Source organism: Pseudomonas sp. 8_5_2 (assembly GCF_059295255.1).
The window spans coordinates 68,219-82,840 of the sequence record NZ_CM181238.1 but is presented as its reverse complement, the minus strand read 5'-3'; the positions used below and the strand labels follow the sequence as shown (position 1 = coordinate 82,840).

Sequence of the window (14,622 nt, the reverse complement as noted above, 5' to 3'; positions counted from 1 at the left end):
CATTAACTGAAAGTTAATGCAGTGCCCTTGACGGCCCTATCGCCGGCAAGCCGGCTCCCACAGGGATGGCGCAGGGCTTGAGGGCGGCGCGGTCCATGTGGGCGCTGGCTTGCCGGCGATAGGGCCATCACAGGCGGTCGAAAGCCTCAGTGCAGGCCCTGGATGTAGCTGGCCAACGCTTCGATATCATGGTTGCTCAGCTTGCCGGCGATGGTCCGCATGGTCATCGCATCGCCATCGTTGGTGCGCACACCCTCGCGGAACTCGGTCAACTGTTTGCTCACGTACTGGGAGTGCTGCCCGCCCAGGTGCGGGAAGCCAGCCAAGGCGATACCCGCGCCGTTCGGCGAGTGGCAGCCGGTGCAGGCAGGCATGCCTTTCTCCAGGTCGCCACCGTTGAACAGCGCACGGCCACGTTCCACCAGCTTGGGATCGGCGGCACCCACGCTGCCTTTCTGGCTGGAGAAATAGGCGGCGATGTCGGCCAGGTCCTGATCGCTGAACGCGGCCAGCATCCCGGTCATTTCCAGCACGGTACGCTTGCCGGACTTGATATCGTGCAGTTGTTTTTCAAGGTAGCGCTCGCCCTGCCCAGCCAGTTTCGGGAAGTTCGGTGCCAGGCTGTTGCCGTCGGGGTTGTGGCAGGCGCCACAGACGGCCGTCTTGGCCTGGCCGGCGGCGGCATCGCCTTTGACAGTTTGCGCAGCAGTGGCCGCACCCGCGACCCCCAGGGTCAACAGCAGACTCACGACTAGTTTGTTCATCAGCTAATCCAACACGGCTAAGGGTGAAATGTTATGTATCGGGACTGCCGCTCATCCAAAGGATGACCAAACGGTAGTCCTCGGCACTGCAGTCCATGCACAATCCACGCGGCGGCATAGCCTTGAAACCCTGATTCACATGCGCCATGAGTACCTCCATGCCTTGCGCCAGCCTTGGCTCCCAGGCTGCCCGGTCACCCTTCTTGGGCGCCTGCGGCAACTGCCCGGCGTGACAGGCCGCACACGTGCGGTTGTACAACGCCTCGGGATCCTGTGTAGCCTGTGCGCTGAAAAACGGCAGGAACATACCGACAGCTAGCAGCCATTTCGCCAGGCGAAACGACCTGACAGGGTTGGGGGACGCGCTGCGTTCTGATGCGCAAGCTATAGTTCGGCACCCCATGCCCGTTCTCCTTCGCTGGGAGAATGGGCACACAAAAACTGGGGCATTATATACTTCTGTCAGCCAAACGGAAATGACACCGCTTGCCGGCCTAGGCTTTGGCAACACCCACATCGGATATCCCATGCAAGTCAAGAACCCCATCCTCGGCCTCTGCCAGAAAGCCACATTCGCCCTTAGCGCAGCCAAGGTCGAACAATGCCCGGACGACCAGGGTTACGAGGTGGCTTTCGCCGGCCGCTCCAACGCCGGCAAATCCAGCGCCCTCAATACCCTGACTCATGCCAGCCTGGCGCGTACCTCGAAAACCCCCGGTCGCACCCAGCTATTGAATTTCTTCAGTCTGGACGATGAACGGCGTTTGGTCGACCTGCCGGGCTACGGTTATGCAAAAGTGCCGATTCCGCTCAAGCAACACTGGCAGAAGCACCTGGAAGCCTACCTGGGCAGCCGTGAGTGCCTGCGTGGCGTGATCCTGATGATGGACGTCCGCCACCCAATGACCGATTTCGACAAGATGATGCTGGACTGGGCCAAGGCCAGCCGCATGCCGATGCACATCCTGCTGACCAAGGCCGACAAGCTGACCCACGGCGCAGGCAAGAACACCTTGCTGAAAGTGCAGTCGGAAATCCGCAAGGGCTGGGGCGATGGCGTGACCATCCAGCTGTTCTCGGCACCCAAGCGCCTGGGTGTGGAAGACGCCTACCGGGTGCTGGCGGACTGGATGGAGCTGGAAGACAAGCCAGTTGCCTGAGGGCCTGCATGAATCCTTGTAGGAGCAGCCTTTGTGCTGCGAAGAGGCCACGACAGGCTGTAGACATCTATTGCTCATGCCGGCCATTTCGCAGCACAAGGCTGCTCCTACAGGTGTGAGCAGCAACTGCCGACCCAAATTCCGGGCAAAAAAAACCCCGGACTTCGTATGGGGAGGGGGAAGTTCGGGGTCCAAGTCCGGACCGCTAGGGCGGGGTCCGGATATCTGCCAACACTTAACACAACATAGGAGCATCGAAGGGCTTCACCAGCCATTCAGTTACTCTGAGTTCCGCTTCACTGGTTTAGTTCCGAAGCCCTGAAAACTATTTGCGATAATTTCAGGAATCTTCAGCACCAATGGCACTGGGCAGTGCCAGGATCCGCGTCCCTACGTCGCAGATCCTACACAGCTTTCCCCGTTCAATCAGTGAGCTTCATCCCAATTCGCGCCAATTCCTGCCTCGACCAGCAGCGGAACATCCAGCTGCGCGGCCTGGCTCATGTGCTGGCGAATTTCATCTTTGACCTGCTCCACCAGGTCTTCGCGCACCTCCAGCACCAGTTCATCGTGTACCTGCAGGATCACCCGTGCATCCAGCCCGCTCTCGCTCAGCCAGTTATCCACATTGACCATGGCCCGCTTGATGATGTCGGCCGCCGTACCCTGCATCGGCGCGTTGATCGCCGTACGCTCGGCGCCTTTGCGCAGGGCCGGGTTCTTGGCGTTGATGTCGGGCAAGTACAGGCGGCGACCAAACAGGGTTTCGACAAAGCCTTGCTCGGCCGCCTGGGCTCGGGTGCGCTCCATATAGGCCAGCACGCCCGGGTAGCGGGTGAAGTAACGGTCGATGTAGTCCTGCGACTGCTTGCGATCGACGCCGATCTGCTTGGCCAGGCCGAACGCGCTCATGCCGTAGATCAGGCCGAAGTTGATGGCCTTGGCGCTGCGCCGCTGGTCGGTGGTGACGTCTTCCAGTGCCACGCCGAACACTTCGGCTGCCGTGGCACGGTGCACGTCCAGGTCGTTGCGGAACGCATGCAGCAAGCCTTCGTCCTTGGCCAGGTGGGCCATGATGCGCAGCTCGATCTGCGAGTAGTCCGCCGCCAGCAACTTGTAACCCGGGCTGGCGACAAACGCCTGGCGAATGCGCCGGCCTTCGGCAGTGCGAATCGGGATGTTCTGCAGGTTAGGGTCGCTCGACGACAGCCGGCCGGTGGCGGCCACCGCCTGCTGGTATGAGGTGTGGATACGCCCGGTGCGCGGGTTGATCTGGCCCGGCAGCTTGTCGGTATACGTGCTTTTGAGCTTGCTCAGGCTGCGGTACTGCATCAGTACCTCGGGCAGCGGGTAGCCTTGCTCGGCCAGCTCGTCGAGCACCGCTTCGGCGGTGGATGGCTGGCCCTTGGCGGTCTTGCTCAGCACCGGCATGCCCAGCTTGTCGTAAAGAATGGCACCCAGCTGCTTGGGCGAGCCGAGGTTGAACTCCTCGCCGGCCAACGCATACGCGCGCTGCTCCAGCTCGGCCATCTTCACCCCCAGTTCACCGCTCTGCACCCGCAGCAGCGCGGCATCGACCAGCGCACCCTGGCGCTCGATCCTGGCCAGCACCGGCACCAACGGCATTTCGATGTCCATCAGCACCGGCTGCACGCTCGGCGTTTGCGCAAGGCGAGCCTGCAGTGCCTGGTGCAGGCGCAAGGTGATGTCGGCGTCCTCGGCGGCGTAGGGGCCGGCCTTGTCCAGGTGGATCTGGTTGAAGGTGAGCTGCTTCGCGCCCTTGCCGGCAATGTCTTCGAAGGCGATGGTGGTGTGGTCGAGGTACTTCTGCGCCAGGCTGTCCATGTCGTGACGTGTGCCGGTGGAGTTCAGCACATACGACTCGAGCATGGTGTCGTAGGCCACGCCGCGCATTTCGATGGCAGGCGAGGCATTGGCGAGGATGTTGATATCGTACTTGGCGTTCTGCCCGACCTTGGCCTTGGACGGGTCTTCCAGCAGCGGCTTCAGCGCCAGCAGCACCGCCTCGCGGTCCAGTTGGGCGGGCGCGCCTTCGTAATCGTGGGCCAATGGCACATAGGCCGCCGCATGCGGCTCGACAGCGAACGACAGGCCCACCAGCTGCGCTTTCTGGGCGTCCAGGCCGGTGGTTTCGGTGTCGAAGGCGAACAGCGGCGCCTGGCGCAGCTTCTCCAGCCAGGCATCGAAACGGGCCTGGTCGAGGATGGTTTCGTACTTCGGCTCGACCTTGGCTGCCGGCTCCTCGACCGCTGCGATGGCCTCACCGGCCCGCGCCGCTTCGCGCTGTACATCCGCAACCCAGCTCTTGAACTCCATCTCGGTATACAGCGCCAGCAGCGCGTCGCGGTCAGGCTCGCCGCAGACCAGCGCCTCGACCTCGACGTCCAGCGGCACGTCGACCTTGATGGTGGCCAGCTCGTAGGACAGGAACGCCGCGTCGCGGTGTTCCTCCAGCTTGGCCGGCAGGGTCTTGGCGCCACGGATGGCCAGTGCAGGCACCTTGTCCAGGTTGGCATACAGGTCGCTGAGGCCACCGCCGATGCCGGTCAGCAGGCCCACCGCGGTCTTTTCGCCGACGCCGGGCACGCCAGGAATGTTGTCGACCTTGTCGCCCATCAGGGCCAGGAAGTCGATGATATGTTCCGGGCCGACGCCAAATTTCTCGTGCACGCCAGCCACGTCCAGCACGGTGCCGGTCATGGTGTTGACCAGGGTAATGTGCCCGTCCACCAACTGCGCCATGTCCTTGTCACCGGTCGAGATCACCACCGGACGGCCTTGGGCGGCACTGCTGCGGGCCAGGGTACCGATCACGTCGTCGGCCTCGACGCCCTCGACGCACAGCAGCGGGTAGCCCAGCGCCTTGACGCTGGCGTGCAGCGGCTCGATCTGCACGCGCAGGTCGTCCGGCATGCTGGGCCGGTTGGCCTTGTACTCGGCAAACATGGCATCGCGGAAGGTGCCGCCCTTGGCATCGAACACCACCGCGAACAGGCTGTCGGGGTATTGCTTGCGCAGGCTCTTGAGCATGTTCAGCACGCCCTTCACCGCACCGGTTGGCATGCCCTTGGACGTGGTCAACGGGGGCAGCGCATGGAAGGCGCGGTACAGGTAGGAGGAACCGTCCACCAGGACGAGGGGCGCTTGGCTCATGAGCAGAATCAACCTTTTCGACGGGTCCGGCGCTAGAATAGCCAGAATCATTGACGACAAAGGGACTAGGTTATCATGCGTACACTCAATCGCCTGTTACTGCTCGGCCTGTTGGCAACCATGCCTGTCGTCACCCTGGCGGCGGACGACGCGCCCTCGGCCGATCCCGAGGTAACCATTCGCACGGAAGGCGACAAAACCATCCAGGAGTACCGGCAGAACGGGTTCCTGTATGCGATCAAGATCACGCCGAAAAACGGCAAGCCTTATTTCCTGGTACGCGCCGATGGCACCGACGCCAATTTCATTCGATCCGACCAGCCGGACATGCTGATACCGTCCTGGAAGATCTTCGAGTGGTAATCTGACGCGCACCGTTCACATCAACCCGGCACTTCCCGGCGGAAGTGCCCGTATGGGCAATTTTTCATCATGTCAGTCTTCACCCCCGTGACCCGGCCTGAGCTGGAAACCTTTCTGGCGCCGTACGAGCTGGGCCGTCTGCTCGACTTCCAGGGCATTGCCGCCGGCACCGAGAACAGCAATTTCTTCGTCAGCCTCGAACAGGGGGAGTTCGTCCTGACGTTGATCGAGCGCGGGCCCAGCGAGGACATGCCGTTCTTCATCGAGCTGCTGGACACCCTGCACGAAGCCGACATGCCGGTGCCCTATGCGATTCGTGACCGCGACGGCAACGGCCTGCGCGAGCTGTGCGGCAAACCGGCGTTGCTGCAGCCACGGCTGTCGGGCAAGCACATCAAGGCCCCGAACAACCAGCACTGCGCCCAGGTGGGCGAGCTGCTGGCGCACATCCACCTGGCCACCCGCGAGCACATCATCGAACGCCGCACCGACCGCGGCCTGGACTGGATGCTGGCTGCGGGGGCCGAGTTGCTGCCACGGCTGACTGCCGAGCAGGCTGCACTGCTGCAGCCGGCCCTGGCCGAGATTACCGCGCACAAGGCGCAGATCCTGGCGTTGCCGCGGGCCAACCTGCATGCCGACCTGTTCCGCGACAACGTGATGTTCGAAGGCACCCACCTGACAGGTGTGATCGACTTCTACAACGCCTGCTCCGGGCCGATGCTGTATGACATCGCCATCACCGTGAACGATTGGTGCCTGGATGAGCACGGCGCGATCGACATGCCCCGCGCTCAGGCGCTGCTGGCAGCGTATGCCGCGCTGCGGCCGTTCACTGCAGCCGAAGCCGAGCTGTGGCCAGAGATGTTGCGGGTAGGCTGCGTGCGCTTCTGGCTGTCGCGGCTGATTGCGGCGGAGTCGTTTGCCGGGATGGATGTGATGATCCATGACCCGAGCGAGTTCGAAGTGCGTTTGGCACAGCGGCAGCAGGTGGCTTTGCGCCTGCCGTTTGCTCTCTAGGGCCCGCCGACTGGATTGTGTGAGGGCTGACAGGTGCCCGCCTTGATGCTTTCTGCGCCTGTGAAATCGAGCGCCGCGCGGGCGGCGCTCGGTTTCACAGGCGCTGCAAACCTTACGGCGAACACCTGGCCGCCCTGATGCAATCTCCTGCAAAACCCGGCTTACAACTGCTCCAAGCACCCAGCCAGGTCGCCACCCAGCTTCTCCAGCAAGCGCTCATAACCCTTGGCATCCACCGGGTCGGTACCACCCAGTGCATCCAGCTCAGCCAAGCGCACCGGCAGCCCGGCAGTCAGGGTCTCAGCCAACCGCGGCCGCAGTGGCGGCTCACTGAACACACAGGTCTTGCCCACTTCCTGCAGGCGTTTGCGCATCGCAGCCACATGCTGCGCCCCCGGCTGAACCTCGGATGCCACGCTGAACACGCCGGTGTGCTTCAGGCCATACTCCGCCTCGAAGTAATCGAACGCCTCGTGGAACACGAAGTACGGTTTGCTGGCAATACCGGCTACCCGCGCCTTGATACGTCCATCCAGTGCATCCATGCGCTCATTGAAAGCCTTCAGGTTGCTCTGGTAGCGGGCAGCATTGGCCGGATCGACCTGGGCCAGATCCGCAGCCATCTTCGCCGCGATTATCCGCGCGTTGACCGACGACAGCCACAAGTGCGCGTCCAGGCTGCCCGGGCGGTGATCATGATCGTGGTCGTCATGGTCTGCTTCCTCATGGGAGTGGCTGTCCTCGCCAAAGCGGCGCAGCTTCATGCCCGCCAGCGACTGCACGGCCACCGTGGGCTTGCTGCGGCTGCCCAGCACGCGCGGCAGGAAGCTCTCCATGTCCGGGCCAATCCAGTACAACAGGTCGGCATCGCCCACCCGCCGCACGTCGGACGGACGCAGCGCGTAGTGGTGCGGCGAGGCGCCCGGCGGCAGCAATACCTCGGGGCTGCCCACGCCGTCCTGCACGGCAGCAGCAATTTGCTGCAGGGGCTTGATAGTGGTGAGCACGCGCACATCGGCCTGGGCTGAAAATGCGATGAAAGCGACAAACAGAGCTAGGAATCGGGACACGGTGGATACTCGAGTCATCAGAAACAGGTAACATAATAACGTCTCCATCCAGAACCGTCGCTGCCCATGTCCATCACGCCGCTGGCCAACCGTCCCCACGATCACTCCCACTGCGTACACAGCGCACTGGCTGAAGCCGACGCCTTGTGCACCCGCCAGGGCCTGCGCCTGACCGCGTTGCGCCGCCGGGTGCTGGAGCTGGTGTGGCAAAGCCACAAGCCGCTGGGTGCCTACGACATCCTCGCCGTGCTCAGCGAGCAGGATGGCCGCCGCGCCGCGCCGCCGACGGTGTACCGCGCTCTGGACTTCCTGCTGGAAAACGGCCTGGTGCACCGTATCGCCTCGCTCAACGCCTTCATCGGCTGCAGCCACCCCGAGCATGTGCACCAGGGCCAGTTCCTGATCTGCCGCGTCTGCCACGTGGCCATCGAGCTCGAACAAAGCAGCATCAGCGACGCCATCATCAACAGCGCCAAAGGCGTAGGCTTCACCGTCGAGACCCAGACCGTCGAAGTGGTCGGCCTGTGCGGTACCTGCCGGAGCGCGGCATGAGCGACGCACTGATCCGCCTGGAGCAGGTCGGCGTCACGTTTGCCGGCGAAGCGGTGCTCGACAGCATCGACCTGTCGGTCGCACCCGGCCAGATCGTCACCCTGATCGGCCCCAACGGGGCAGGCAAGACCACCTTGGTACGCGCCGTGCTCGGGCTGCTCAAGCCGCACCGTGGCAAGGTCTGGCGCAAGCCCAGGCTGCGCATCGGCTACATGCCGCAAAAAATTCAGGTAGATGCCACGCTGCCGCTGTCGGTGCTGCGCTTTTTGCGCCTGGTGCCCGGAGTAGACCGTGCGGCAGCCCTGTCGGCGCTGCAGGAAGTGGGCGCCGAGCAGGTCATCGACAGCCCCATCCAGACCATTTCCGGTGGTGAGATGCAGCGCGTGCTGCTGGCCCGGGCACTGCTGCGCGAGCCCGAACTGCTGGTGCTGGACGAACCGGTGCAAGGCGTCGACGTGGTCGGTCAGACCGAGCTGTACAACCTGATCACCCGCTTGCGCGACCGCCACGGCTGCGGTGTGCTGATGGTCTCCCACGACCTGCATCTGGTGATGAGTGCCACCGACCAGGTGGTTTGCCTGAACCGCCATGTCTGCTGTTCCGGCCACCCCGAGCAGGTCAGCAATGACCCGGCCTTCGTCGAACTGTTTGGCCAGAACGCCCCAAGCCTGGCCGTCTACCACCACCATCACGACCACAGCCACGACCTGCACGGTTCGGTGGTTGCGCCTGGCACCCATGTTCACGGAGAGCATTGCAAGCATGGCTGATTTTCTTCTTTACGCCTTGCTCGCAGGCTTGTCCCTGGCAGTAGTCGCGGGCCCGCTCGGCTCGTTCGTGGTGTGGCGACGCATGGCGTACTTCGGCGACACCCTGTCGCATGCCGCGCTGCTGGGTGTGGCCATGGGCTTTGTGCTGGACGTCAGCCCGGCGCTGGCGGTAACCGTGGGCTGCCTGTTGCTGGCGATCTTGCTGGTGACCTTGCAGCAACGCCAGCCGCTGGCCTCTGACACCCTGCTCGGCATCCTTGCCCCCAGCACCTTGTCGCTGGGCCTGGTGGTGTTGAGCTTCATGCACGACGTGCGCATCGACCTGATGGCCTACCTGTTCGGCGACCTGCTGGCGATCAGTCCCACCGACCTGGCCTGGATCCTGGGCGGCAGCGCGCTGGTCCTGCTGCTGCTTGCGGCGCTGTGGCGGCCACTGCTGGCGGTGACCGTGCACGAAGAGCTGGCGATGGTCGAAGGCCTGCCAGTGGCCGGCCTGCGCATGGCATTAATGCTGCTGATTGCGGTGGTGATTGCCGTGGCCATGAAGATTGTCGGCGTACTGCTGATCACCTCGCTGCTGATCATTCCTGCCGCTGCGGCGCAGCGGCACGCCCGCTCCCCCGAGCAGATGGCTCTGGGCGCCAGCTTGCTGGGCGTGACGGCGGTTTGCGGCGGCCTGGCCATGTCCTGGTTCAAGGACACCCCTGCCGGCCCATCGATCGTGGTCTGCGCGGCGGTGCTATTCTTGCTGAGCCTGGCCCTGCCAAAACGCTGAAAAACCGGGCGTGTGATGGCACGCCCTGCAACCTTTGGCCGGGTAAAGGGTCTGTAAGACCTGTTTTCGAGCGTGCGCACCTGGGTGTAGACTTGCTCGCTTTTTGCGCAAATAGAGAGTCGCAGGAATGAAGCCGTTTGCCTCCCGTTATCTGCTTGTCGCCGCGTTTTCCCTGTTACTGGCTGCCTGTTCCAGCGCGCCGGTCGAACAGGCCACCGCACCTGCCCAAGCCGATGCCTGGCAGCAGTTGCAACAGAATATCGCCAGCAACGAGCTGGCCACCGCCGAAGACCAGCTGGCTGCGCTGCAAGCCCAGTCGCCGGATGACGCGCGCGTGGAACAATACCAGCGCCAGTTGGCCGAAGCCTACCTGCAGCGCAGCCAGATCGTGCTGCAGAAGGGTGATGTGAACGCGGCGGCCACCGCCCTGTCCCGAGCCCGTGCACTGATGCCGCAAGCCCCGGCAGTAACCGGTGGCGATGCCGTGACGCAGGCACGCAAGGCCGAGCTGGAAAAGGCCGAGGCGGCGCTGAAGGCTGCAGAAGCCAAGCCCAGGGCACGTATCATCGACCCGACGGCGCCAAGCACCGTGGTCGCCTTGAAGACCACCGACAGCCGCGCGCTGCGCCGCCAGCTCGATGATATTGCAGCGGATGTGGTGAGCTATGACTGCGAGGTGGTGTTCCAGGTGCCGCGCACCGAGGACGCGCCCTGGTTGAAGACCTTGCTGGAAAAGCGCGTGCGCAAACTCGACAGCGGCTTCGAGCTGCAGCAGAAACATCAGATCCAGCGTTCGCTACCGGCGCAGGTGGTGCTGGTCCCGCATCAGCGTTGATGTCTTCGCAGGTAAACCCGCCACATTCCTGTGGGAGCGGGTTTACCCGCGAAGAGGCCCGATCAGGCGGGAACAGATTCCGCAGCCGCCTCCCGCTCCCACACCCGATGCCCTTCGACAGCCTTGACGAAGGCGTCCACGGCGTTCTGGTCATCCCCCAGCAACAGCCCCTTGTCCTCCTTCAGCCCCAGCGCATCCACCAGCACCTTGCCCTCTTTGGCAAAACCTATCGCCTTCAGGTGCTTGTAAGCTTCGAGCAGGAAGTGCTTGGCCAGGCCACTGGCCCCCAGTGCATCCAGTGCCGCCTTACCAGCCGGCACCAGCACCCCGTCGAACATGATCGAAGGCATGCCTTCCATTGACGCGTCCACCGGCAGCGCCTTGCCATCGGCCGCCTTGACCGGCGCCGATGTGGGGCCAAGCAGCAGAATCCGAGCACTATGGGCCTCGAGGGCTTTGACCAGCCGGTCGACACTGCCGCCATCCACGCCATCGGCCAGCAGCACGGCGATCTTGCGCCCCTTGATGCCCACAACGCCCGGGTGGTTCATCTGGCTCAAGGCCGGCGAGGCGGCAAGCTTGCTGCCCTTGACCTTGACGGTACCTGCCTTGGGCGCTGGCAACCCGAGGTTCGCGGCCACGGCGGCGGCCAGCTTCAGGTCGATGTTGGCCAGAATTTCGTTCACCTCCCGTGCACGAATCGCCTCCCGCTCGACCTTGCCCAGTTCAAAGCTGTAGGCCTTGATGATGTGCTGCTGCTCGGTCGGGCTCATGCTCTGGAAGAACAGCCGCGCCTGCGAGAAGTGGTCGCCGAACGACTCGCTGCGCTGGCGGATCTTGTGCGCATCAATGCGTTCCTGGTAGCTCTCGAAGCCACCATCCTGCGCTGCAGGAGGCGTTTCCTTCGGCCAGCCGCCGTCGATGGAGTTCGGTTCGTAGGAGGCGCGGCCCTTGTGCACGACATGCTGGTGCAAGGCATCGCGCTGGTTGTTGTGGTTGGGCGCGACAGGGCGATTGATCGGGATCTGGTGGAAGTTCGGCCCGCCCAGTCGGCTTAGCTGGGTGTCGGTGTAGGAGAACAGCCGGCCCTGCAGCAACGGGTCATTGGTGAAGTCGATACCCGGCACGATATGGCCAGGGCAGAAGGCCACCTGCTCGACCTCGGCGAAGAAGTTGTCCGGGTTGCGGTTGAGCACCATCTTGCCCAGCGGGGTCACCGGTACCAGTTCTTCAGGAATGATCTTGGTCGGGTCCAGCAGGTCGAAATCGAACTTGTGCTCGTCCGCCTCAGGCACGATCTGCACGCCCAGCTCCCATTCCGGGTAGTCGCCCGTTTCTATGGCCTCCCACAGGTCACGGCGCTGGAAGTCGGTATCCTTGCCGGCCAGCTTCTGCGCTTCGTCCCAGAGCAGCGAATGCACGCCATGGCTCGGCTTCCAGTGGAATTTCACGAAGCTCGCCACCCCTTCGGCATTGATAAGGCGGAAGGTATGCACGCCGAAGCCTTCCATCATGCGCAGGCTGCGCGGGATGGCACGGTCCGACATGGCCCACATCACCATGTGCGCCGACTCCGGCACCAGCGAGACGAAATCCCAGAAAGTGTCGTGAGCCGACCCGCCGGTGGGCATCTCGTTATGAGGCTCCGGTTTTACCGCATGCACGAAATCGGGAAACTTGATCGCATCCTGGATGAAAAATACCGGCATGTTATTGCCAACCAGGTCGAAGTTGCCTTCATCTGTATAAAACTTGACCGCAAACCCGCGCACATCCCGCACCGTGTCCCCCGAACCGCGTGGGCCCTGCACCGTGGAGAAACGCACGAATACCGGGGTGATCTTCTCCGGGTCCTGGAGGAAGCCGGCCTTGGTCAGTTCGGCGTGGTTGCCATAGCTCTGGAAGAAGCCGTGTGCACCGGTACCCCGGGCATGCACGATGCGCTCGGGGATGCGCTCGTGGTCGAAGTGGGTAATCTTCTCGCGCATGATGAAGTCTTCAAGCAGCGAGGGGCCACGGTCACCCGCCTTGAGCGTGTTCTGGTTGTCGGCGACCCGCACACCCTGATTGGTACGCAGGGCGTGACCAGTGGCATCGCTGCGCACGTCCTCGAGGCTCTGCAGCTTGGCATTGGTGTTGGCCCGGTCGGGGGTCTGGGTTCCGGCGGCCTCGCTGTGCTTGGGCGCGTCCGTGTTCTTGTTGGGCATGATCGGCTCTCCTCGTCAGTCTTCAGGCGTGCCCTGTTCGGGCTTGTTTCATTAGTGACTGGAGGGCTTTGACAAGCGTTCAATCAGGATTACCGGTTGTCGCGATATGCCCGAAGGATTGGTGCATTACGAAATAAATGCTAAGAACAGCTATGGGAAAAGGCTAAAATGCGCGACCCCAGCTAACCGCTGACCCAAATTCCATGCGCCCCACAAGGTTCGCTACGTGATCGAGTTCCAACATGTCCACAAGACCTACCGCGTCGCCGGTAGGGAAATCCCCGCACTGAATCCGACCAGCCTGACCATCGAGAATGGCCAGGTGTTCGGCCTGATCGGCCATTCGGGTGCCGGCAAAAGCACCATGCTGCGCCTGATCAACCGCCTGGAAGAGCCCTCCGGCGGCAAGATCATCGTTGACGGCGAAGACGTCACCGCCTTCAACGCCAGCCAACTGCGCGGTTTCCGTCAGCAGGTCGGCATGATCTTCCAGCACTTCAACCTGCTGGCGTCCAAGACCGTCGCCGACAACGTTGCCCTGCCACTGACCCTGGCCGGTAAATTGTCGGGCAGCGAAATCGACAAGCGGGTCACCGAGCTGCTGGCCCGCGTAGGCCTGTCGGACCACGCCAGAAAGTACCCGGCACAGCTGTCGGGCGGCCAGAAGCAGCGCGTCGGCATCGCCCGCGCCCTGTCCACCAACCCCAAGATCCTGCTGTGCGACGAAGCCACCAGCGCCCTCGACCCGCAAACCACGGCGTCGGTCCTGCAATTGCTGGCCGAGATCAACCGTGAGCTGAAGCTGACCATCGTGCTGATTACCCACGAAATGGACGTGATCCGCCGGGTCTGCGACTGCGTGGCGGTGATGGACGCCGGCCAGATCGTCGAGCAAGGCTCGGTGGCCGACGTGTTCCTGCACCCGCAGCACCCCACCACCAAGCGCTTCGTCCAGGAAGACGAGCAGGTCGACGAAGGCGAGCAGCGTGATGACTTCGCCCACGTGCCGGGCCGCATTGTGCGCCTGACCTTCCAGGGCGACGCCACCTATGCACCGCTGCTGGGCACCGTGGCCCGCGAAACGGGCGTGGACTACAGCATCCTCGCCGGGCGTATCGACCGCATCAAGGATGTCCCCTATGGCCAGCTCACCCTCGCCCTGATCGGCGGTGACATGGAAGCGGCGTTCGCCCGCTTCAAGGCAGCTGACGTACATATGGAGGTACTGCGTTGATGGACGCCCTGAATTTCTTCGCCAACGTCGACTGGGCCGAAATCTGGCTGGCCACCGTCGATACCATGATCATGCTGTTCGGCTCGCTGTTCTTCACCGTGCTGCTGGGCCTGCCGCTGGGCGTGCTGCTGTTCCTCTGCGGGCCGAAGCAGATGTTCGAGCAGAAGGGCGTGTATGCGCTGCTGTCGCTGGTGGTCAACATCCTGCGGTCGCTGCCGTTCATCATCCTGCTGATCGTGATGATCCCGTTCACCGTGCTGATCACCGGCACCTCGCTGGGCGTCGCCGGTGCCATTCCGCCGCTGGTGGTGGGTGCCACGCCGTTCTTTGCACGCCTGGTCGAAACCGCCTTGCGTGAAGTGGACCGCGGCATCATCGAAGCCACCCAGTCGATGGGCGCCACCACCCGCCAGATCATCACCAGCGCGCTGTTGCCAGAGGCCCGCCCGGGCATCTTCGCCGCGATCACCGTAACTGCCATTACCCTGGTTTCGTACACCGCGATGGCCGGTGTGGTCGGTGCCGGCGGCCTGGGCGACCTGGCCATCCGCTTCGGCTACCAGCGTTTCCAGACCGACGTGATGGTGGTCACCGTGGTGCTGCTGCTGGTGCTGGTTCAAGTGCTGCAGAGCGTGGGCGACAAACTGGTCGTGCATTTTTCCCGTAAGTAACCCCAATGGGGTCGGCCCGGCCGACCC

The 14,622-nt window shown here is 63.3% G+C and carries 14 protein-coding genes; 9 read left to right on the top strand and 5 right to left on the bottom strand.

Annotated elements, in window-relative coordinates:
* Nucleotides 1-146 precede the first annotated feature (146 nt).
* Entirely contained in the window at nt 147-764 is a 618-nt protein-coding gene (locus tag AC5O5R_RS00405) for a c-type cytochrome (RefSeq protein ID WP_172226614.1), read from the bottom strand.
* 31 nt (nt 765-795) lie between these two features.
* Nucleotides 796-1,098 carry a c-type cytochrome gene (locus AC5O5R_RS00400; RefSeq protein ID WP_172288388.1) on the bottom strand — a complete coding sequence of 101 codons (303 nt, stop codon included), beginning with the start codon at nt 1,096-1,098 and terminating at the stop codon, nt 796-798.
* Between the two features lie 193 nt (nt 1,099-1,291).
* On the opposite strand from AC5O5R_RS00400, the gene yihA reads away from it, so the two are divergent.
* Nucleotides 1,292-1,924, top strand: coding sequence for a ribosome biogenesis GTP-binding protein YihA/YsxC (gene yihA / locus AC5O5R_RS00395; RefSeq protein WP_172232757.1), 633 nt, complete (start codon nt 1,292-1,294; stop codon nt 1,922-1,924).
* 426 nt (nt 1,925-2,350) lie between these two features.
* Here the strand turns inward: yihA and polA are convergent, their stop codons facing one another.
* Nucleotides 2,351-5,098 carry a DNA polymerase I gene (gene polA / locus AC5O5R_RS00390; RefSeq protein WP_494514881.1) on the bottom strand — a complete coding sequence of 916 codons (2,748 nt, stop codon included), beginning with the start codon at nt 5,096-5,098 and terminating at the stop codon, nt 2,351-2,353.
* Between the two features lie 75 nt (nt 5,099-5,173).
* Between polA and AC5O5R_RS00385 the strand changes: the two genes are divergently transcribed.
* Both AC5O5R_RS00385 and AC5O5R_RS00380 read left to right on the top strand, forming a co-directional pair.
* On the top strand, nt 5,174-5,461 hold the full coding sequence (locus AC5O5R_RS00385) for a DUF2782 domain-containing protein (protein WP_010951520.1): 288 nt from the start codon (nt 5,174-5,176) through the stop codon (nt 5,459-5,461).
* A gap of 69 nt (nt 5,462-5,530) precedes the next feature.
* Complete coding sequence (locus AC5O5R_RS00380) at nt 5,531-6,481, top strand: homoserine kinase (protein ID WP_172231757.1); 951 nt, start codon at nt 5,531-5,533, stop codon at nt 6,479-6,481.
* A gap of 161 nt (nt 6,482-6,642) precedes the next feature.
* Here AC5O5R_RS00380 and AC5O5R_RS00375 read toward each other — a convergent pair whose 3' ends face one another.
* The gene (locus AC5O5R_RS00375) at nt 6,643-7,599 is read right to left on the bottom strand and encodes a zinc ABC transporter substrate-binding protein (protein ID WP_172231754.1); all 957 of its coding nucleotides are present in this window, start codon (nt 7,597-7,599) and stop codon (nt 6,643-6,645) included.
* 18 nt (nt 7,600-7,617) lie between these two features.
* On the opposite strand from AC5O5R_RS00375, the gene zur reads away from it, so the two are divergent.
* The 4 genes from zur to AC5O5R_RS00355 all read left to right on the top strand — a co-directional run bounded on the left by zur (nt 7,618) and on the right by AC5O5R_RS00355 (nt 10,483).
* Nucleotides 7,618-8,103: a zinc uptake transcriptional repressor Zur gene (gene zur / locus AC5O5R_RS00370; protein ID WP_172287023.1), complete on the top strand. Its 486-nt coding sequence runs from the start codon at nt 7,618-7,620 to the stop codon at nt 8,101-8,103.
* On the top strand, nt 8,100-8,873 hold the full coding sequence (znuC, locus tag AC5O5R_RS00365) for a zinc ABC transporter ATP-binding protein ZnuC (protein ID WP_172232158.1): 774 nt from the start codon (nt 8,100-8,102) through the stop codon (nt 8,871-8,873). The genes zur and znuC overlap by 4 nt, the downstream gene beginning before the upstream one ends.
* Nucleotides 8,866-9,648: a zinc ABC transporter permease subunit ZnuB gene (znuB, locus tag AC5O5R_RS00360; RefSeq protein WP_172232155.1), complete on the top strand. Its 783-nt coding sequence runs from the start codon at nt 8,866-8,868 to the stop codon at nt 9,646-9,648. Before znuC ends, znuB begins: the two co-directional genes overlap by 8 nt.
* 127 nt (nt 9,649-9,775) lie before the next feature.
* Complete coding sequence (locus AC5O5R_RS00355; RefSeq protein WP_172232152.1) at nt 9,776-10,483, top strand: PA5502 family lipoprotein; 708 nt, start codon at nt 9,776-9,778, stop codon at nt 10,481-10,483.
* A gap of 62 nt (nt 10,484-10,545) precedes the next feature.
* Here the strand turns inward: AC5O5R_RS00355 and katE are convergent, their stop codons facing one another.
* A complete protein-coding gene (gene katE, locus AC5O5R_RS00350; protein ID WP_172287021.1) occupies nt 10,546-12,690 on the bottom strand; it encodes a catalase HPII in 2,145 nt (714 codons plus the stop codon).
* 226 nt (nt 12,691-12,916) lie between these two features.
* Between katE and AC5O5R_RS00345 the strand changes: the two genes are divergently transcribed.
* Complete coding sequence (locus tag AC5O5R_RS00345) at nt 12,917-13,924, top strand: methionine ABC transporter ATP-binding protein (RefSeq protein ID WP_172287020.1); 1,008 nt, start codon at nt 12,917-12,919, stop codon at nt 13,922-13,924.
* Entirely contained in the window at nt 13,924-14,595 is a 672-nt protein-coding gene (locus AC5O5R_RS00340; protein ID WP_010951513.1) for a methionine ABC transporter permease, read from the top strand. The genes AC5O5R_RS00345 and AC5O5R_RS00340 overlap by 1 nt, the downstream gene beginning before the upstream one ends.
* Nucleotides 14,596-14,622 lie beyond the last annotated feature (27 nt).